The sequence below is a fragment of the Streptomyces sp. NPDC004435 genome (assembly GCF_042873895.1).
Taxonomy (GTDB): domain Bacteria; phylum Actinomycetota; class Actinomycetes; order Streptomycetales; family Streptomycetaceae; genus Streptomyces.
Map to the genome: position 1 here is coordinate 162,464 of NZ_JBIAMB010000017.1, position 19,478 is coordinate 181,941.

Annotated in this window: 17 protein-coding genes; 6 read left to right on the forward strand and 11 right to left on the reverse strand. The window is 74.8% G+C overall.

The features are described from left to right. The first annotated feature begins 206 nt into the window (after positions 1-206). The 5 genes from ACFYT9_RS28190 (at position 207) to ACFYT9_RS28210 (ending at position 6,179) form a co-directional block, all read left to right on the forward strand. Positions 207-3,272, forward strand: coding sequence for a nitrate- and nitrite sensing domain-containing protein (locus ACFYT9_RS28190; protein ID WP_389168435.1), 3,066 nt, complete (start codon positions 207-209; stop codon positions 3,270-3,272). Continuing rightward, entirely contained in the window at positions 3,269-3,799 is a 531-nt protein-coding gene (locus ACFYT9_RS28195) for a roadblock/LC7 domain-containing protein (RefSeq protein WP_387274250.1), read from the forward strand. Before ACFYT9_RS28190 ends, ACFYT9_RS28195 begins: the two co-directional genes overlap by 4 nt. Before the next feature lie 5 nt (positions 3,800-3,804). Beyond that, a complete protein-coding gene (locus ACFYT9_RS28200) occupies positions 3,805-4,212 on the forward strand; it encodes a DUF742 domain-containing protein (RefSeq protein ID WP_376596044.1) in 408 nt (135 codons plus the stop codon). Positions 4,213-4,282: 70 nt separating this feature from the next. Continuing rightward, positions 4,283-4,906 (forward strand): ATP/GTP-binding protein, encoded by a 624-nt coding sequence (locus ACFYT9_RS28205; RefSeq protein ID WP_376596045.1) that lies wholly within the window; start codon positions 4,283-4,285, stop codon positions 4,904-4,906. A gap of 37 nt (positions 4,907-4,943) precedes the next feature. Beyond that, the gene (locus ACFYT9_RS28210) at positions 4,944-6,179 is read left to right on the forward strand and encodes a styrene monooxygenase/indole monooxygenase family protein (protein ID WP_389168437.1); all 1,236 of its coding nucleotides are present in this window, start codon (positions 4,944-4,946) and stop codon (positions 6,177-6,179) included. Here the strand turns inward: ACFYT9_RS28210 and ACFYT9_RS28215 are convergent. The 4 genes from ACFYT9_RS28215 to ACFYT9_RS28230 all read right to left on the reverse strand — a co-directional run bounded on the left by ACFYT9_RS28215 (position 6,152) and on the right by ACFYT9_RS28230 (position 9,714). Beyond that, positions 6,152-7,561 (reverse strand): NlpC/P60 family protein, encoded by a 1,410-nt coding sequence (locus ACFYT9_RS28215; protein ID WP_389168439.1) that lies wholly within the window; start codon positions 7,559-7,561, stop codon positions 6,152-6,154. The genes ACFYT9_RS28210 and ACFYT9_RS28215 overlap by 28 nt on opposite strands. Before the next feature lie 89 nt (positions 7,562-7,650). After that, positions 7,651-7,944, reverse strand: a complete 294-nt coding sequence (locus tag ACFYT9_RS28220; RefSeq protein ID WP_387274255.1) for a hypothetical protein — start codon at positions 7,942-7,944, stop codon at positions 7,651-7,653. A 37-nt stretch (positions 7,945-7,981) separates the two neighbouring features. Next, entirely contained in the window at positions 7,982-8,704 is a 723-nt protein-coding gene (locus ACFYT9_RS28225) for a TetR/AcrR family transcriptional regulator (protein ID WP_376596022.1), read from the reverse strand. A gap of 74 nt (positions 8,705-8,778) precedes the next feature. Next, positions 8,779-9,714 carry a diiron oxygenase gene (locus tag ACFYT9_RS28230; protein WP_376596023.1) on the reverse strand — a complete coding sequence of 312 codons (936 nt, stop codon included), beginning with the start codon at positions 9,712-9,714 and terminating at the stop codon, positions 8,779-8,781. A gap of 171 nt (positions 9,715-9,885) precedes the next feature. Between ACFYT9_RS28230 and ACFYT9_RS28235 the strand changes: the two genes are divergently transcribed. Next, the gene (locus ACFYT9_RS28235) at positions 9,886-11,001 is read left to right on the forward strand and encodes a ferritin-like domain-containing protein (RefSeq protein ID WP_389168442.1); all 1,116 of its coding nucleotides are present in this window, start codon (positions 9,886-9,888) and stop codon (positions 10,999-11,001) included. Between the two features lie 60 nt (positions 11,002-11,061). Here ACFYT9_RS28235 and ACFYT9_RS28240 read toward each other — a convergent pair whose 3' ends face one another. The 7 genes from ACFYT9_RS28240 to ACFYT9_RS28270 all read right to left on the reverse strand — a co-directional run bounded on the left by ACFYT9_RS28240 (position 11,062) and on the right by ACFYT9_RS28270 (position 19,275). Beyond that, positions 11,062-11,367: a putative quinol monooxygenase gene (locus ACFYT9_RS28240; protein WP_389168444.1), complete on the reverse strand. Its 306-nt coding sequence runs from the start codon at positions 11,365-11,367 to the stop codon at positions 11,062-11,064. 13 nt (positions 11,368-11,380) lie between these two features. Next, the gene (locus ACFYT9_RS28245) at positions 11,381-12,958 is read right to left on the reverse strand and encodes a penicillin-binding transpeptidase domain-containing protein (RefSeq protein WP_389168446.1); all 1,578 of its coding nucleotides are present in this window, start codon (positions 12,956-12,958) and stop codon (positions 11,381-11,383) included. Further along, a complete protein-coding gene (locus ACFYT9_RS28250) occupies positions 12,955-14,346 on the reverse strand; it encodes an FtsW/RodA/SpoVE family cell cycle protein (RefSeq protein WP_389168447.1) in 1,392 nt (463 codons plus the stop codon). The genes ACFYT9_RS28245 and ACFYT9_RS28250 overlap by 4 nt, the downstream gene beginning before the upstream one ends. 112 nt (positions 14,347-14,458) lie before the next feature. Beyond that, a complete protein-coding gene (locus ACFYT9_RS28255; protein ID WP_389168449.1) occupies positions 14,459-15,751 on the reverse strand; it encodes an ATP-binding protein in 1,293 nt (430 codons plus the stop codon). After that, complete coding sequence (locus ACFYT9_RS28260) at positions 15,748-16,593, reverse strand: hypothetical protein (protein WP_389168451.1); 846 nt, start codon at positions 16,591-16,593, stop codon at positions 15,748-15,750. The genes ACFYT9_RS28255 and ACFYT9_RS28260 overlap by 4 nt, the downstream gene beginning before the upstream one ends. A gap of 70 nt (positions 16,594-16,663) precedes the next feature. Then, on the reverse strand, positions 16,664-17,095 hold the full coding sequence (locus ACFYT9_RS28265) for an NUDIX domain-containing protein (RefSeq protein WP_389168453.1): 432 nt from the start codon (positions 17,093-17,095) through the stop codon (positions 16,664-16,666). Continuing rightward, positions 17,092-19,275 carry a HEAT repeat domain-containing protein gene (locus ACFYT9_RS28270; protein WP_389168454.1) on the reverse strand — a complete coding sequence of 728 codons (2,184 nt, stop codon included), beginning with the start codon at positions 19,273-19,275 and terminating at the stop codon, positions 17,092-17,094. Before ACFYT9_RS28270 ends, ACFYT9_RS28265 begins: the two co-directional genes overlap by 4 nt. Positions 19,276-19,478: the final 203 nt, after the last annotated feature.

Consider the following 19,478-nt stretch of genomic DNA (forward strand, 5'->3'; position numbering starts at 1 on the left):
CCGGAAGTTGTTCGCCAACTCAGGAGTGTTGTTCACTCGTTCGGGTGGCGGAGCGGCCGATGCCCGTCCCCTACCGGGAAGCGCTGGAATGGTCGGAAGCCGTACCAGCGGGTGGGGGCGGAACCTCGTGACCGGCCGTCACCTCTGCTGTGTGGGCGGACGAGTCAAGAATGCGAGCACCGGTGCAGAAGAAGCGGCCTCGGAGCATGAACGGCGCGCGGAGCCAGACCCCCGGTGAGCCGCCGACCCCCGGCACCCCCGCCACCGGAACCGGCAGCGGCACCGGCGCCTCCACCGGAACCGGAACCGGAAGCGCAGACGGAACCGGAACCGGAACCGGAACCGGAACCGGGATCCGACCCGGGACCGACACCCGGGCCACCACCGGCACGACCCCCGGAGCCGTCCCCGGCGCCCACACCCCCACCGGTCGCCCCAAGCGCGTCCGGACCCGCCTCGTCGCCGGTGTCGCCCTCGTCGGCGTCATCGTCCTCGGCGCCGGCGCCCCCGCCGTCCTCACGGCCTCCACCGAGCTGAACGAGTCCCGGCGCCTGGTCACCCTCGCCGAACTCGACCGGCAGGCGGTCACCCTCGCCCACTCCCTCGCCGACGAGCGCGACGAGGTCGTCGCCTTCGTCGCCGCCGGCCGTGAGGAGCAGACCGGCCCCCAGAAAGACCGCCGGGCCGTCACCCCCGCCAAGTCGGCCCGCGTGGACCGCCAGATCGACGAGATCCGGTCCGCCGCCCCCGACGCGCTCCGCCGCGAGCTCGCCGGCGTCGCCTCGGTCCGCCGCGTCGCCGTCAGCGGCAAGGGCACGGCCCTGGAGGCCCACAAGGCGTACACCGATGTCATCGCCAAGCTCCAGGACCTCGCCGACGAACTCGCCGAGCGGACCCCGCCGCGCGCCGCCGACCCCGTGCTCACCGGCGCCGGCCGCGCCCCCGCCGACCTCGGCCGCGCCGTCGAGCAGGCGTCCGCCGCCCGCGGCCTCCTCCTCGCCGCGCTCGCCGTCCCGCAGCCCGAGCCCAGCGGCGAACTCCGCTACGACCCCGCCACCGGCACCTACGTCGCCGAGGAGCCCGAGGGCAAGGAGGAGGCCGAGCGCGCCCGCGACCAGCTGAGCGCCGCCGCCCAGCAGGCCCGCGTCCGCGAGCTCGCCGCCCTCGGCGACTTCGACCGGTCGGCCGGCCCCGCCGCCCGCGACTCCCTCGCCGGGACCGTCGCGGGACCCGAGGTCAAGACCGCCGAACAGGCGCTGGCCCGGCTCACCGACCAGCCGGCCCTCACCGAGGCCGAGACCCGCACCTCCCCGTCCGGCCTGGAGGCCGCGCTCTCCGCCCGCATCGAGCAGATGCGCGGCGTCGAGTCCACTCTGGCCGCCAAGCGGGTCGAGCGGCTCACCGCCCTGCGCGACGAGGACGTCACCGCCCTCGAACTGCGCCTCGCCTTCCTCGGCGGCTGCCTGGTCCTCGCCGTCGGCGTCTCCACCTACGTGGCCCGCAGCCTCACCCGGCCGCTCGCCGTGCTCCGCCTCGGCGCCGCCCGCCTCGCCGCCGCGCCCGACCCGGCCACCGAGGAGTCCGTCCGCTTCACCGGCCGCAACGACGAGTTCGCGCAGGTCGTCCGCTCCCTCAACACCCTGCACGGGCAGCTCGCCGCCCTCACGGCCCACACCGGCCGGCTCACCGGCGAGCGGTCCGGCCTGGTCACCGCCCGCGAGGCCGCCGAGGCCGACCTCGCCACCCAGCGCGCCGAGCTCCAGGGCCGGATCGCCGTGCTCACCGCCGACCTCGAACGGCTCCGGAGCACCGTCCACCACACCTTCGTCAACCTCTCGCTGCGCAGTCTCGGCCTCGTCGACCGCCAGCTCGCCGTCATCGAGAAGCTGGAGGAGCGCGAGCAGGACCCGGACCGCCTCGCCACTCTCTTCAAGCTCGACCACATGGCCACCGTCATGCGCCGCCACAGCGAGAACCTGCTGGTCCTCGCCGGGCACGAGCACGTCCACGGCCACGTGGGACCGGTCCCGCTCGTCGACGTGCTGCGCGCCGCCGTGAGTGAGATCGAGCGGTACGAGCGGGTCACCATCCAGTCGCTGCCGCCGCACGCCCAGCTCGCCGGCTTCGCCGCCGACGACCTCAGCCACCTCGTCGCCGAACTCCTGGAGAACGCCACCTCGTTCTCCCCGCCGGACGCCGAGGTCCAGCTCTCCGGCTGGCTGCTGGAGACCGGCGAGATCATGCTCTCCGTCCAGGACTCCGGGATAGGGATCCCGGAGCACCGGCGCGCGGACCTCAACGCCCGCCTCGCCGCCGCCGACCCGGAGGCGTTCGAGGGCGAGGGGCTCGGCATGCGCGTCGTCGCCCTGCTCGCGGCCCGGCACGGCGTCGGCGTCGAGCTGCGCGAGCAGAAGCCCGGCGGCACGGCCGCCGTCGTGGTGCTGCCGCTCCCGCTCCTGCCCACCGCGCCGCCGGCCGCCGTCGTCCCGGAGCCGGTACGGCTCGCGGGCACCGGCCCCGTCCTGCACCTCCCCGGCTCGGAGGCCGAGGCCAACTCCAACGCCCTGCCGTCCCGCACCCGCGACCCGCTCGTGGAAGCGGCGGAGCGCGCGTTCCAGGAGCAGACGCAGGTACAGGGACAGACGCAGGCACAGGACCCGGCACAGACGCGGGGGACGGAGACGGCGGCGCGTACCGCGCCCGCCGCCGGCGAGGACGTCTTCGAGGAGTCGTACGGCTCCGAGTCCGCCGCTCCCGTCGAGCAGGCGCCGCCCTTCGTCCCGCCGGTCGCGGAGCCGGGCGTGCCGGACCCCCTGACCGCGCAGCGGGCCGGGGCCGCCGCCTTCACCGAGCCGTACCAGGAGTCCGTCTCCGAGACCACGCTCCAGGTCCGGCTCCCCGACCCGCCGCCCGAGCCGGACAGCCACGAGCGGGCCCCCGAGCCCCCGCCGGCCACCGAGCCCGCACCGACCGTGCCCGAGCAGGGCGGACCCGCCGACGAGGCACAGGTCCCCGGACCGCGCCCCGCCCAGTGGGAGCGCGTGACCGACAAGGGCCTGCCCAAGCGGACCCCGCAGGTGGTCCGCGCCCCGGCCGAACCCACCGCCCCCCGCAGGGGCGCGGTCGACGCCGAGGCACTGCGCCGCCGGCTCGGCGGCTTCCACCAGGGCGCCGTGGCCGGGCGCCGGGACGTCGAGGCGGAGATAGCAGCCGAGAACACCACGCGCACAGAGGAGATGACGGGGGACACAGTCGAGGAGGCACGCAGTTGACCGCCACGGGAACGAGCACGACGAGCACCACCAGCACGTCCGCAGCGACCGGGACGTACGGACTGAGCACGGAGGCCCGCAACCTTCAATGGCTGCTGGGCAACCTCGTGGAGGAGGTGCCGGGCGTCCGCTCGGTCGCCGTCGTCTCCTCCGACGGGCTTCTGCTGCTCTCCTCCGACCCCGACGAGCGGCCGGGCCCGGCCGCCGACGGCACCGCCCGCCCCCGGGGCCCGCGCGGTTCCAGCGCCGACCTCGCCACCATCGTCTCCGGCATCGGCAGCCTCACCATCGGCGCCGCACGGCTCATGGACGGCGGCGGGGTGAAGCAGACCATGGTCGCCATGGAGGAGGGCAGCGTCTTCGTCATGGCGATCAGCGACGGCTCGCTGCTCGGCGTGCACGCCACCCCCGACTGCGACATGAGCGTCGTCGCGTACCACATGGCGCTCTTCGTGGGCCGGGCCGGACACGTCCTCACCCCCGAGGTCCGCAGCGAACTGCGCAAGTCGATGGAGAGCTACCGGTGACCTCGCTGACCGCCGCCGCTCACCGACTGCCCGTACGCGGCGAAGGACGGCGCCCCGCGCGCGTGCGCCCGTACTCGCTCACCGGCGGTCGTACCCGGTTCGGCCACGTGCTGCTCGTCGAGACCTTCGTGGCCGCGCTGGAGGCGCCGATCGCCCGCAAGGTCCTCACGGACGGCGGGCCCGGCGCGCGCGGGCTGATGCCCGAGATGCGCGCCATCGTCGAGATCTGCCGCCGGATGCGGACCGTGGCGGAGATCTCGGCCCTCCTCAAGATGCCGTTGGGTGTCGTCCGGGTGCTCCTCAGCGACCTGGCCGACCAGGGAAAGATCCGTGTGTACGGGACCGGTCACGGCACCGGCCAGCCCGACCGCGCGCTCCTCGAAAGGGTGCTGAGTGGACTCCGTCGTCTCTGACGCCACCGCCGTCGACACCGCCGTCGACACCCCCGCCTCCGCCCCGGCGGAGGCCGTCCCCACCGCCACGATCCCCGCCCAGCCCGGGCCCGCCGGGGAGCCGGATCCCGAGGACGGCGCCCGGGACTGGCAGCTCGACCACTCCCGCGCCCCGATCGCCACGAAGATCGTGGTCGCGGGCGGCTTCGGCGTCGGCAAGACCACCTTCGTCCGCGCGGTCTCCGAGATCACCCCGCTCCAGACCGAGGCGCTGATGACCCGGGCGAGCGAGGAGACCGACGACCTCACCGCCACCCCGGACAAGCTCACCACCACCGTGGCGATGGACTTCGGCCGGATCACCCTCGACAACGACCTGGTCCTGTACGTCTTCGGCACCCCGGGCCAGCAGCGCTTCTGGTTCATGTGGGACGACCTGGTGCGCGGCGCGATCGGCGCGATCGTCCTCGCCGACACCCGCCGCCTCACCGACTGCTTCCCGGCGCTCGACTACTTCGAGAGCTGCGGCCTGCCGTACGTCGTCGCCGTCAACCACTTCGAGGGCACCGAGCGGTTCGAGCCGGACGACGTCAGGGAGGCCCTGACGATCGCCTCCGACGTCCCTGTGGTGATCATGGACGCGCGGAAACGCTACAGCGTCGTCGAGACGCTGCTCGCCATGGTCGAGCACGCGCTCTCCGCCACCCCCGAATAGCTCGCCCGTACAGAACGTTTCGCCAGGAGCCCCGCCCATGCGGAAGATACTCATAGTCGGCGCCGGCCAGTCCGGTCTCCAGCTCGCCCTCGGCCTCCAGAACCAGGGGTACGAGGTCACCCTGATGTCGAACCGGACGGCGGACGAGATCCGCTCCGGCCGCGTCATGTCCACGCAGTGCATGTTCCACACCGCGCTCGGCCACGAGCGCGACCTCGGCCTGAACTTCTGGGAGTCCCAGGCCCCGCGGATCGAGGGCCTCGGCGTCTCCGTCGCCGGCCCCGAGTCGGCCCGCCTCATCGACTGGGTCGGCAGGCTCGACGGGTACGCCCAGTCCGTCGACCAGCGCGTGAAGATGGCCGGCTGGATGGAGACCTTCGCCCAGCGCGGCGGACAGCTCGTCATCCACGGCGCCGCCGTCGGCGACCTCGACTTCTTCGCCCGCCGCTACGACCTCGTGCTCGTCGCCGCCGGCAAGGGCGAGCTGGTGTCCATGTTCGGCCGGGACGCCGACCGCTCCCCGTACGCCGAGCCGCAGCGCGCGCTCGCCGTCGCGTACGTCAACGGCCTCGGCCCGCGCCCCGAGCACCCCGACTTCGACGCCGTCCGCTGCAACATCGTGCCCGGCGTCGGCGAGCTCTTCGTCATGCCGACCCTCACCACCGGCGGCCGTGCCGACATCCTCTTCTGGGAGGGCGTCCCCGGCGGCCCCGTGGACGCCTTCCAGGGCGTCAAGGACCCCTCCGAGCACCTGGCGCTGACGCTGGAGCTCATGGAGAAGTTCCTGCCCTGGGAGTACGCGCGCGCCACCAAGGTCGAACTGACCGACGCCGGCGGCACCCTCGCCGGCCGGTACGCGCCGACCGTCCGCAACCCGATCGGCCGGCTCCCCGGCGGCGGCCTGGTCCTCGGCGTCGCCGACGTCGTCGTCGCCAACGACCCGATCACCGGACAGGGCTCCAACTCCGCGTCCAAGTGCGCCGCCGCCTACCTCGCCGCCATCGTCGAGCACGGCGACCGGCCCTTCGACGAGGTCTGGATGCGGTCCGCCTTCGACCGCTACTGGAAGACGGCGGAGCCGGTCACCAAGTGGACCAACGCCATGCTGGCGCCGCCGCCGGAGCACGTCCTGAACCTGCTCGGCGCGGCCGGACAGCTCCAGCCGGTCGCCGACCGCTTCGCCAACGGCTTCGACGACCCGGCCGACTTCGAGCACTTCTTCTTCGACCCGGAGAAGTCCGCCGCCTACCTGGCCTCCGTCGCCGGAGCCTGACCCTCCCCGCCGGGCCCCGTCCCGTCGTACCCCTCGTCCGAGCCCTCCCGGGCACCCTCCGGGAGGACCGGCGGGGTGTACGACGCCAGGGCCGTGCCGCCGGGATCCGGCCGTACGGCCCCGAGCAGCGGGTTCGCCGCGAGCGGGGAGACCTTCACCCGGCCGCCCGGGCGCGGGGCCTGCACCACCAGCCCCTCGCCGAGGTAGAGCGCCACATGGGTGGCGCCAGGGAAGTACACCACCAGGTCCCCGGGCCGCAGCTCGCCCAGGGCCACCCGGGGCAGCTCCGCCCACTGCTCCTGGCTGGTGCGCGGCAGCTCGCGGCCGGCCGCCGCCCACGCCCGCTGGGTGAGGCCCGAGCAGTCGTAGGCGTCCGGGCCCTCCGCCCCCCACTCGTACGGCTTCCCGAGCTCGCCGACCGCGAAGCGCAGCGCCTCGGCGCCCGCCCCCGACGGGGTGAGGGCGTGGTCGAGGACGCCCGAGTCGAGGAGCTCGCGCTGCGCGCCCGCGGTCTGGGTCCGCTCCAGCTCGGTCAGGCGGGCCAGCTGTTCGGGGGAGAGCGAGGCGAGCAGCTTCTCGACCTCGCCGAGCTTCCTCCGTACCGCGTCCCGCCTGCTCCGCTGCCGGTCGGCGAGCGTCTTCTGCCGGTCGAGCGCGGTGCGGGACGCGGAGGCCAGCGCGGCGGCCCGGCGCTCGGCCGCCCGGAGCCGGGGCACGGCGGAGGCCCGGTCACGGGCCGTGCGGTCCATCAGATGCCCGGCGTCCAGGGCCGACTGGGGGTCCGCCGCGAACAGCAGCCGCAGCGGCGAGGCGTACCCGGTCCTGCCCTGGTACTGCTCCCGGGCGAGCCGTCCGGCCTCGGACCGCCCGCGCGCCAGCTCCTCCCGGGCCGTCCGCAGGTCGGCGGTGACCCGCCGGGTGTCGGCGCCCTGGAGCCGCGCCGCCTCCTCCGCGGCGTTGAACCCCTCCGTGGCCTCCTCCGCCTCCTGGTAGAGGGTGCGGAGCCGGGTGAGCAGCGTCGCCACGGAGTCCCCGCCGGAGGGAGCGAGCGCGGCGGCGTCGTCGTCGGCGCCGTCCGGCACGGCCGTGTCCGGCTCCGCTTCCGTGTCCACGTCCTCCGCGACCGGATCCTCCGCGACCGGATCCTCTGCGACCGGATCCTCCGCGCTCGGATCCTCCGCCTCCGCCTCCGCGTCCACCGTGTCCGGGTCCACCGGCCCCACCGGTTCCGCCGCCGGGTCCGCCCAGGCGACGGGGGCGGACGCGGCGGGCGGGGCCGCGGGGGGTTCCGGTGGCGGGGGCGCGGCCGTCGCCGTTCCGGGCAGGGCCGTCAGCGCGGCCAGCGCTCCCGTACAGACCGTGCGCAGCAGCCTTCGCGACACGTCACCACCACCTCCAGAGCGGGCTCCGGAGGCATCATGGCGCGCGGATTCATCCGATTACCGTACGAAGCGGGGCGCGCCCTTCCGGCTCACCCGTTCGGCTCCCCGTCGGGCCGGGGGGTCGGCTTGGACCACGGCCACTTCAGCTCGCGCCGCTCGCGGCCCTCGGGGGCGTACTCGTAGACCCAGCCGCGCTGGAGGCCGAGCCGCCTGGTGTGGCCCGCGGGCTCGCGCCGGTACGTGTACAGCATGGGCGGCCGGCCGTCGTGGGCCGGCACCGGCACCTCGTACCACTTCGGCGGGTGGCCGGTGGCACCGAGGAGGATGGGCAGCACCCGCCCGTCGAGCGGGCCGCCGCGGAAGGGGGTGTTCTCGCTTCTCACCCCACCAGTCTCTCCCGGCCGCACCCGGCGCGGGAGATCAGAGCAGGTGCGCCGCCTGGCCGGCGAGCGGCACCAGACGCCGGGCGAGCCCGGCGACCGGTCCGTCGGCGGTCTCCTGGGCGAGCAGCCGCCGCACCACCTCCGCCGTCTCCGGGTCCCTCGCGGAGCTCGCCGCGAGCAGGGCGACGAGGTGGTCGACCAGCCAGTCGCGCAGCTCGCCCGCGTCGGGCCGCTTGCCCTCGTCGAGCCAGATGAGGGAGGCCGCCTCGACGGCCGCGATCCAGGTGCGGACCAGCATCCCGAGCCGCGCGCCGGGACGCTCCGCCCCCAGGTGCGTGAAGATCTGCTCGGCCGCGGCCCGCCGCACCTCGTCCACGATCGCCGCCGTGTGGGAGGTCTCCACGACGCTCCCGCCCCGCAGCAGCGCGCTGAAACCGGCGTCGTGGCCGTCCACGAAGGCCAGATAGCGGTCGAGCACCCGGCCGAGACGCTCGGTGGGCGGGCCCTGGGCCGGCTCGGCGAAGCAGCGGTTCAGTGCGTCGGCGGAGGAGCGCAGGGCGGCCTCGTACAACTGCTGCTTGCCGCCGGGGAAGTAGCGGTAGACCAGCGGCCGGGAGACTCCGGCCGCCTCGGCCACGTCGTCGAGCGACACGTCCTCGGGGGCCCGGTGCGCGAAGAGCCCGAGGGCGGCCTCCAGGAGCTGGCCGCGCCGCTCCTCGACGCTGAGCCGGCGGTACGCGGGGGAGGCGGCGCTCGTCATGACCGCAGCGTATCCCCGGTACCTCCGGCTCCGGGCCGTGATTCCCGGCCCCCGTCCGCTCACCGGCCCCGGCCTCAGGCCAGCAGCCCGGAGGAGCGCCACAGGCGGCGGCCCGGGCCGCGCAGCACGCCGATGTCGTCGAGGAAGTCCGTCAGGCGCTTGGCGCCCGCCTGCATGACCTCCCGCCGGTGCCCGCTCGCCCGCACCTCGGCGACCGCCTGCCGCCGGTCGAGGCCGACGGCGTCGTACACCGCGGGGTTGACGAAGCAGGTGGAGAAGACCCGGGCGGCCTGGCCGCAGCTGATCCGGGTGAACTCCCGCTCCCAGCGCGGCGCCGTCACCATCTGCCGGCGCAGCTCCTCACGGGCGTACCGCACGTGCCGGGCCTCCTCCACCACGTGGATCCGGGTCACCCCGCGCACCAGCGGCTGGACCCGCTCGTCCGGGAAGGTCAGCCGCTGCATCCAGTCCAGGATCTCCTCGCCGAGGAGGGTGGCGGCGAAGGAGCCGGGCGTGGTGGAGACGGTCTTCAGGACGCGGGCGAGGTTGTGGTAGACCCGCGGCACCGGGTACTCGCCGGTGCCGCCCTTGCTGATCAGCCGGGCGAACATCATGGAGTGCCGGCACTCGTCGGCGATCTCGGTGAGCGCGTACCGCACGTGATGGCTGGTCAGCGACTTGTCGTAGATGTGCCGGACGAGCAGCTGCATCAGGATGATCTCGAACCAGATGCCCAGCGAGGCGAGCGAGGCGGCCTCGTGCCGGGAGAGGTCCCTGCGCTGTTCCTCGGACATCCGGTGCCACAGCGGGGTGCCGTAGAGCGAGACCAGCTCCGGCGGCCAGTACCAGCGCCCGTCCTCGAAGGGCGCGTCCCAGTCGAGCTCGGTGTCGGGGTCGTGGGAGTGCTTGCGGGAGGCCTCCAGGAGCCGTTCGGCGACCCGTTCGCGGTCGCGGAGCGGCCCCAGAGCGTCCCGCAGCAGGGTGAGGTCGGGCTCGGTGAAGGGACTCATGGCGGGGACACCTCGCTGGTGGCGCACGTGGGTTACCGTCGGTCACGTGCTATCAGACTGCCCGTCAGCAAGCCCGTCAATCCCTCCTGCGCGACTTGTTGACGCTTCGTCCAGCAACGTGTGAGCCTGCTGGAGACGGCGGGAACGCCCTCCTGCCGGAAGGAGTGGTCGATGTCGACGCACGAGCTCTACGTGAACCCCCCGTCCGGCCCCGGCCGGGAGATCCCCGCCACCGGCGAGGCCCGCTTCTCCTGGGAGTACGACATGGCCGACGCCGGCCGTGACCGGCTCCTCGCCCTCTACCAGAAGGGCAAGGACAAACAGTGGGACGGCGCCCGCCGCATCGACTGGGACCTGGAGGTCGACCCGTACGACCCGCTCGGCACCCCCGACGAGGCGCTCGCCCTGCACGGCACCCGCCACTGGGCCAAGCTCACCGAGAAGGACAAGGGCGAACTGCGCCGCCACTACGCCTCCTGGAACTTCAGCCAGTTCCTCCACGGCGAGCAGGGCGCCATGGTCTGCGCCGCCCGGATCGTCGAGTCCGCGCCCGACCTCGACGCCAAGTTCTACTCCGCCACCCAGACCATGGACGAGGCCCGGCACGCCGAGATCTACGGCCGCTTCCTCCACGAGAAGATCGGCATGCTCTACCCGATCAACGACGACCTCCAGAGCCTCCTCGACGACACCCTCCGCGACTCCCGCTGGGACATGCCCTACCTCGGCATGCAGGTGCTCATCGAGGGCCTGGCCCTCGCCGCGTTCGGCATGATCCGCGACACCACCGACAAGCCGCTGCCCCGGCAGATCCTCGCCTACGTCATGCAGGACGAGGCCCGGCACGTGGCCTTCGGACGGATGGCCCTGCGCGACCACTACAAGCAGCTCACCGACGCCGAACTGCGCGAGCGCGAGGAGTTCGTCATCGAGGGCTGCTACCTGATGCGCGACCGGCTGCGCGGGGTCGAGGTGCTGGAGAACTTCGGCGTCGGCCGGAAGGAGGCGGAGGAGTTCAGCGAGCGGAGCGAGTTCCTGCACCTCTTCCGGAAACTGCTGTTCAGCCGGATCGTGCCCTGCGTCAAGGACATCGGCCTCTGGGGCGAACGCCTCCAGAAGGCGTACCTCGACATGGGCGTCTTCGACCTCGGCGACTCCAGCCTCGACCTGCTGATGACCCAGGACGAGGAGATTGCCGAGCGGCTCGACGCGGAACGCTTCGCGGCGGAGGAGCGCGAGCGGGTGGCCGAGGTGGCCGAGGCCGTCGCGGAGGGGGCGATCGACTGACGTACCTGCGTCAGAGGCCGTCGCGGCGGGGGCGATCGACTAGGACGTTCGGTCGAGCGCTCAGGCCGTTCGGTCGAGCGGTGCGACGGTGAAGTGGCGCAGTTCCAGGGGGCCGAGGAGGTACTCCTCCTCGCCCGGCAGGACCACCGGATCGTCCCGCCAGTGCTCGCCGGCGTACGCCACCAGGTCCTCCTCGGACCGCCAGCGGCTCACGTAGAGCAGCGAGTGCGGGGGTGCGACCAGCACCTCGTGGTCCACCAGGCCGGGGTTGCGGGCCGGGAAGTCCCGTACCGCCGAGACGATCAACTCGTGGAACGCGTCGAAGCGTTCGGGGCGGACGCGGGCCTCGCTCACTCGGACGATCACGTCCGGCACCCTCTCACGGAGCCGGTCGCGCCGTCACCCCCGCCGGTGGACGGCCGCCGGGCGGGCCGACGGGCCGCGGCGGCTTCGTCCGCGCCGGCCCGCCGCGCGGCCCCGGCGCGCCCCGGGCCTCCGCGTCGAGGCGCAGCGCCTCCCGCATCACGTCCCGCGCGATCGGGGCCGCGCTGCCGCCCCCGCTGATGTCCGTGCGCGACGCCTCCGCGTCCTCCACGACCACCGCCACCGCCACCGCGGGCCGGCCCGAACCCTCCTCCTGCGCCCAGGCGATGAACCAGGCGTACGGGGTGCCGGCGTTGCCGAGTCCGTGCTGCGCGGTGCCCGTCTTGCCGCCGACCCGGGCTCCGGGGATCGCCGCGTTCCCGCCCGTCCCCTCCTCCACCGCCTTCACCATCAGCCGCTGGAGCTGGAGGGCGGTCGACGGGCTCATCGCCTGCCGGTAGCCGCGCCGCGGGGTGCGGTCCACGGTCGTGCCGCGGTCGGTCGTCGTCCGGTCCACCAGATACGGCTGCGCGATCTCCCCGGTGTTGGCGACCGCCGCCGCCACCATCGCCATCTGGAGCGGGGTGGCCGTGGTGTTGAACTGCCCGATCGACGACAGGGCCAGCTGGTCCGGGCTCATGTCGTGGTCGAAGTTGGACCTCGCCACCCAGGACGGCACCCGCAGCGTCGCGTCGTCGAAGCCGAACCGTTCCGCCGCCTCCACCATGCCCGCCAGTCCGACGTCGACGCCGAGCCCGGCCATCACCGTGTTGCAGGACCACTGGAGGGCGTACGCGAGCGAGGCGTCCTCGCAGCCCCGGGCCTCGTTCGGCAGCACCTGCCGGGTGCCGGGCAGCACGAACGGGTCCGGCGTGTCCGTCGGGGCGTCCACGTCCCGCACCACCCCCGCGTCCAGCGCCGCCGCCGCCGTCACGATCTTGAACGTGGAGCCGGGCGGATAGGTCTGCCGCAGCGCCCGGTTGAGCATCGGCTGGTTCGGCGAGGTGGTCAGCCGGGTCCAGGCGTCCTTCACGCCGGGACCGGTGCCGGAGAGCACCCCGGGCTCGTACGAGGGGGAGGAGACCAGCGCCAGGACGCGGCCGCTCGACGGTTCGAGCGCGACGACCGCGCCGCGCTTGCCGCCGAGGCCCCGGTAGGCGGCCTCCTGCATCGGGGCCCGGATCGTCGTCACCACGTCGCCGCCGGGGGAGCGGCCCCGGGTCAGGTCGTTCCAGAGCGGCAGCGGCGCCAGCATCGGGTCGGCGCCGGAGAGGATCGCGTCCTCCGCGTCCTCGACCATGCTGGTGCCGTACGTCTGGGAGGCGTAGCCGGTCACCGGCGCGTACAGCGGGCCCCGGCGGTAGGTCCGCTCCCAGCGCAGCTGCTGCCCGCTGTCGCGGGAGCCGGTCACCGGCTTCCCGTCGACGAGGATCTCGCCGCGCGGCTCGGCCCAGCGGGCGATGGAGCTCCGCCGGTTGGCCGGATTCGCGTCCAGCTCGTCGGCCTCGACCAGCATCACCCGGGCCGCGTTCACGAGGAGCGCGACCAGCAGGAGCAGACAGAGCACGGCGGCCCGCCGGATGTACCGGATCACCGGCCCGCCTCCACCCTGGCCAGCTCGCCCGTGTCCGCCGACTCCGGCTGCGGCGCCCGCGCCGAGTCGCTGAGCCGGACCAGGAGCGCGACGATCACCCAGTTGGTCACCACCGACGAACCGCCCTGCGCCAGGAACGGCATCGCCATGCCGGTCAGCGGGATCAGCCCCATCACCCCGCCCGCGATCACGAAGACCTGGAGCGCCACGATCGACGCGAGCCCGATCGCGAGCAGCCGTCCGAAGGGGTCCCGCAGGGCGAGCCCGGCCCGGTAGCCGCGCGCCACGAAGAGCGCGTACAGCAGGAAGAGCGCGGTGAGCCCGACGAGCCCCAGCTCCTCGCCGGCCGTCGCCAGGATGAAGTCCGACTTGGTGGCGAAGCCGATGAGGACCGAGTGCCCGAGGCCGAGTCCGGTGCCGAGCATCCCGCCGGCGGCGAAGGCGAAGAGCGACTGGGCGAGCTGCCCCGGCCCGTCGCCGGCCCGGATGGAGGCGTACGGATCGAGCCAGTCCTCCACCCGGCTGTGTACGTGCGGCTCGACGGAGCCGATGAGGAAGGCCCCGGCGGCGGCCAGCAGCAGCCCGATCGCGATCCAGCCGGTGCGGCCGGTCGCCACGTACAGCATGATCACGAACAGGCCGAAGAAGAGCAGCGAGGTCCCGAGGTCCCGCTCCAGGACGAGGACGCCGACGCTCAGCAGCCAGATCGCCACGATCGGGCCGAGCACCCGCCAGGTGGGGAACTGGAACTTCCAGATCCGGCGGCCGGCGTACGCGAGCGCGCTGAGGTTGGCGGAGAGGTACGCGGCGAAGAAGACGGCGAGCAGGATCTTCGCGAACTCGCCCGGCTGGAAGGAGAGCCCGCCGATCCGGATCCAGATCCGGGCGCCGTTCACCGCCGGGAAGAAGATCGGCAGGATCATCAGGGCGAGCGCGGCGGCGACGGAGACGTACGCGTAGCCATGGAGGGCGCGGTGGTCGCGGAGCAGCACCACCACCACGATGAACAGCGTGACCCCGAGCGTGGACCACACCAGCTGGGTGGCGGCCGCCTGGTCGCGCGGGGTCTCCAGGTCGAGGCGGTAGATCAGGACGAGGCCGAGCCCGTTGAGCAGCAGGGCGATCGGCAGCAGCAGCGGATCGGCGTACGGGGCCCGGAACCGCACGGCGAGGTGCGCGAGCAGGGCCAGGAGCCCGAGCCCCGCCCCGTACCGGGCCGCGTCGGGCGGCACGGCGCCGTCGTGGGCGAGCCCCACCGAGGCGTAGCCGCAGACGGAGATGAGGACGGCTCCGAGCAGCAGCACCAGCTCCATCCCGCGCCGCTTCGGGACCCGGACACCGGGGGGCGGCGCGTCCGGGGGAGCGTCCGTGGTCCGAGGCGCGGTCATGGTCGGCAACGTAGCAAGCCGTATGCCGTATGTCCCTTTTGTGTGACGGTGCGCCGTGGGGGCGGTTCATCCCTGTGGGTGTGGTCCTGCCCTCCCCGAGGGTGTCGGCCCCTCATCCCCGTGGGGTGTCGTCCTCGTCCTCGAACCGCACGTACTCCGGCAGCCGGATCCGCGCCTCGGCCCCGCCCTCCCGCGCCCGGCCGAACTCCAGCTCGGCGCCGATCACCTCCGCCTGCCCCCGGGCGATGGTCAGCCCGAGGCCGTGCCCCTTGCCGCCGCCCTCGGTGCGGAAGCGCTGCGGACCCGAGACGAGCAGGTACTCCGGATAGCCCGGCCCGTGGTCCCGCACCTCCACGGTCGCCCCGTCCACGGTCACCACGACCGGCGGGCGGCCGTGCCGGTGGGCGTTGGCGACCAGATTCCCCAGCACCCGTTCGAGCCGCCGCCGGTCCGTCTCCACCGTCGCGTCCCGGACGATCCGCACCTCCGTCTCCGTGCCCGAGGCCCGCACCACCCGCTCGACCAGCGGCCCGAGTTCATGCACGGCCAGGTCGACGGTCTCGTTGCGGGCGTCGAGCCGGGAGATCTCCAGCAGGTCCTCGGTCAGCCCGCGCATCGTCCGCACCCGGTCCCGGACGAGCTCCGCCGGCCGGCCCTCCGGCAGCAGTTCGGCGGCGGCCGAGAGCCCGGTCAGCGGGGTGCGCAGTTCGTGGGCCACGTCCGCGGTGAACCGCTGCTCGCTCTGGAGCTTGCGCTGGAGCGAGGAGGCCATGGTGTCGAGCGCATCCGAGACCGTCGCCACCTCGTCCTGCGGGCGCCGCGGGTCCTTCGTCCGGGCGTCGTCCACGCGCGCGTCCAGGTCCCCCGCGGTGATCCGGCGGGCCACCTGGGCGGTGGCGTGGAGCCGCCGGGTGACCCGGGTGACCGCCACGACCCCGACGCCGAGGGTCACCCCGATCGCGAGGATCGAGGAGCCGACGATCGACCGGTCCAGGGCGTCGATGGTCCCCGCGCCCACGGTGTGGTCGACCCGCACCGCGAGGGCGTGCCCGTCCGCGGGGCCCGCCGCCCACACGGTCGGCCGGCCCCGGTCGTCGGCGACCACGGTGCCGCGCTCGCCGCGCGCCGTCAGCGCCCGCAGCTCCTGGGGGAGCCCCGGCGGGTCGAGCCCGGCGAAGGGCGGCAGCGGTTCACCGGCCTCGTACAGCCGGGTCACGTCCGTGAGCCGGGAGAGCGCCTTCTCCCGCGCGTCCCGCACGGTCTGCCCGGTCACCGAGACGTGCACCAGGGTGCCGAGCAGCGCGGCCAGCGCGCAGCACATCACGGCGATGAAGACCGCGGCCTTCCAGGTGAGCGTCGCGGTCCAGGCGGGCGCGCGCGGCCGCCTGGACCGGCGGGGGCTCACGGCGTGCGCTCCGTGGTCGGTTCAGGCGTGCGCTCCGGGGGCGGCGCGGGGGTGCTCTGCGAGGTCCGCGCCGGGGTTTGCTCCGGGGTGCTCTGCGAGGTCCGCTCCGGGCGCGGGGTGCCGGTGCCGGAGCCTCGCGGGGCGTCCGGGGGTGTCCGTACGGGCACGATCTCGTCCCGCGCCGGGAGCATGCTGTGCTGCCGCTCGTCCCACGACCACGCGGTCCGGTACTCGTACCCGGGGATCCCCGCGGAGGCGGCCCGCACGATCAGGTCCCGGCCGGCCAGCTCCACGCTGATCACCTGGTCGACGGTGGACATCACCCGGGTGAGCCCGCCCCGCTCGGCGAGGTACACCCGGACGGCGACCTGCTGCTCGGGCATCCGGATCCCGACGATCAGCTCGTCCCGGCCGTTCCCGGTGAGGTCCCGGTAGTACGGCGACAGCACCGGGCACGCCGCCGGCGCGGTGTCGCAGGCGAGGATCGCGCGGGCGGTCTCCTCGTACATGCCGTCGGCGCCGGTGTACGTGTCGGGGTGGGCGGCCACCTCCGCGCGGACCACCGCGACCGGGTCCACGGTCCGCACGTCGGCGTTCCGCACGGTGATCCCCGGCACCCGCTCGGTGTCCGTCTCCCCGTAGTCGGCCGGCGGATCCGAGGCGGGCGGCAGCTCCGGCCAGAGCCGGACGGGCCCCACGGCGGTCGGCGTCGGACCGTCGCTCTCCAGCCCTCCGCCGGTCCCGCAGCCGGCCAGCGCGACGAGCGCGGCGACGGCGGCGAGGGCGGTGGTGCGGACTCTCACGGGGCTCCCAGGTCGGACGGGCGGTCTCGGAAAGACCATATGTCCAATTAGGGAAGGTCATCCCCCTCGGGAGGCGCGTACGGCACCAGGAGAACACCCCCGGACGCCCTCACCGGGCCCGCAGCAGGCGTACCGCGTCCGCGGCCGCGGGGGAGAGCGGGACGTCCGGCAGGTCGGGCAGGGGGACCCAGGCCACGGCGTCGGTGGAGCCGCCCGTCTCGGAGACCGCGGGCACCGCGCCCGCCGGCAGGTCGACGGCGTAGAAGAGCGCGGTCAGATGCCAGTCGACGCCACCCCGGGCGGCCGTGTAGCTGCGCGCGTCCAGCAGCTCGGCGCCGGACGCCTCCAGACCGGTCTCCTCCCGCAGCTCCCGGACCAGCGCCTCGACGGGCTGCTCACCCGGGTCCACGCCGCCGCCGGGCAGGTGCCACAGCCCCGGCGCGAAGACCGGCGAGGCGTCCGAGAGCCGGGTCAGCAGCATCCGGCCCTCGCGCACCGCGAGGGCGTACGCCGACACCCGCGTCCGCACCCGTCCGCTCATCGGCCGCCGCCCTCCGCGTGCTCGCTCCCGCCGCCGGCCGCCGGCCCGTCGTGCCACGGCCGGGCCGGGCGCTCCATCAGGGCCAGTGCCGCCCGGCACAGGGTCAGGAGCTTCTCGTCCTGGTGGATGTCGTGGCTGCCCGAGGCGCCCTCCCGGGCGTTGTGCCGGCGCCGCCGGGTCAGCTCGGTGAGGATCGGCAGCTGCGCCGCCGCCGCGGCCGGGCCCATCTCGGCGAGGCACGCGGCGACCTCCACGCGCGCGTGCCGGTTCTCCTCCCAGGCCGCGAGCAGCACCGGCAGCGTCCGCTCCGTCTCCCCGGACACCCGCCACAGCGCCGTCGCGCACCGCACCCGCTCCCACAGGTCCCGCGAGGTCAGCCCCGGCCGCAGAGCCCGCGCCGCCCCGGCCGCCGCCGGACCGATCGCGCCCAGCGCCTGCGCCGCCGCGCACCGGTCCGCGCCCGAGGACCCGGGCCGCAGCCACCGCACCAGGACCGGCACCACCGCCTGCGCGTCCCCCTCGACCGTCCACAGGGCCCGGGCCGCCGCCGTGGCGACCGACGCCGTGTCCGCGTCCAGCAGCTCCCGCAGCTCGGGTACGGCCTCCCGGGCCGCGGGCCCGAAGGCGCCGAGGGTCCGCGCCACCGCCTCCCGCACCCACTCGCGCCGGTGCTCCGGCGCCCCGCGCAGCACCCGCAGCACCTCGGGCAGCGCCTGACCGCCCCGCACCGCCGCCAGCGCGTACAGCAGCGGCGCCGCCCGGTCGTACAGGTCCTCGTCCAGCTCCACCGCCGCGAGGCGCCGCCGCAGCAGCGGAGCGAGCCCCGCCGCGGCCGGTCCGAGGCCGTCGACCGCGTACAGCAGCTCGCGCCGGACCTCGCCGCGCCCCTCCAGCGCCCGCGCGAGCAGCGGCACGGCGCGGGCGTCACCGCTCCGCGCCAGCGCCAGCAGCGCGCCGTCCCGCCCGGTCCTGCCGGTGAGCTCCGCCAGGCCGCCGGCCGGAGCCGGAGCCCCGCCCGGCCGCTCGGACAGGACCCCGGCGAGCGCGTCGGCCGCGGGGGCGCCCAGCTCGAAGAGGCGCTCCAGGAAGGAGGTGGCGGCCTCGCGGAGCCGCGCGTCGGGATCGGCGAGCTGCGCGCCGACCAGCGCGACGAGCTCCTCGTACCGCCCCCGCCAGAGCCGTATCAGCCCGCCGCACAGCCAGATCGCGTCCGAACGCTGCCCCGGGTCCGGGCTCCGCAGCTGGGCGAGGATCAGCGCGATCCGGTCGTCCACCCGGTCGTCCAGGGCACCGTGCAGGGTCCGCAGCAGCTCCTCCGTCCACGGCGTCCGCCGCCCCGCCACCTGCTCCCCGAGGAGCTCGCGCACCTGCCCCACCAGCGTCACCGGAATCCGCGCGGCGGTCTCACCGCCCTCGTCGTCCGGGGCGGGCACCGTCCGGATCTCCTCCAGGAGCTCCGTCACCCGCCGCACCACGTCCTCCGGGATCCGCCCCGGCGCACAGCGCGCGAGCTGGGCCAGTGCCGCGAGCCGCAGCCCCGGGTCCTGCGCCGCCCGCGCCAGCCAGCCCAGCCAGTCGACGGTCTCGGCGCGCAGCGAGGCGTGCCGCAGCGCGATCCGGCCCACCGCCTCGACCAGCGCGAGCCGCACCTCCGTGTCCGGCTCCACGGTCAGCCGCTCCCGCAGCAGGGTCAGCACGCGCGCGGGGTCCGGGTGCAGCGAGGCCAGCGCCACCGGCGCGGCGAGCCGCACCTCGGGGTCGGCGTCGTCGACCAGGCCGAGGAAGACGTCGGCGCCGGCGGCGACGGCGGCGGCCGCCATCGCGAAGTTCGCGGCGGGGACGAACTCGGCGTCGCCCGGGCCGGGCCCGGACGGTCCGTCCAGGTCGCCGTCCTCGTCGTCGAGCTCGATCCCGCCGATGCTGGTGAGCAGTTCGACGATGCCGCCGCGGTCCTGGACGGCGGGGTCGGCGACGAGCTCCAGGAGGAAGGGGATGCAGGCGAGCGTGGAGTCGTACACGTCGCCCTGGTGGTGGACCGCGCCGTACATGCCGTCGAGACCGGTCTCCCGCTCGGCGGGGTCGGGCGAGGCGAGAGCGCGGAGCAGTGCCGGCACGTCGTCCGCGGGGCCGTAGGCGTGCCCCAGCGAGGCCCAGTCGACCTCCTCGATCCCCGTCAGCATTGCCAGGCCGCCTTCCCCGTGAGCCCTTCACCAGGCAGCAAGTGTGCACCACGGGAAGCCCGTCGACGCCGAACGGGAGCCACCCGCCCCGCGACCGTGGAGCGTTCCGCTCGGTTTGCGCCATGTACGGCGCGAGGACCGGTCGTTGCGCACGATTCCGGCCCCGGAACCCGCCCCACGCGCACGCGCCCGCGTGGGGCGGG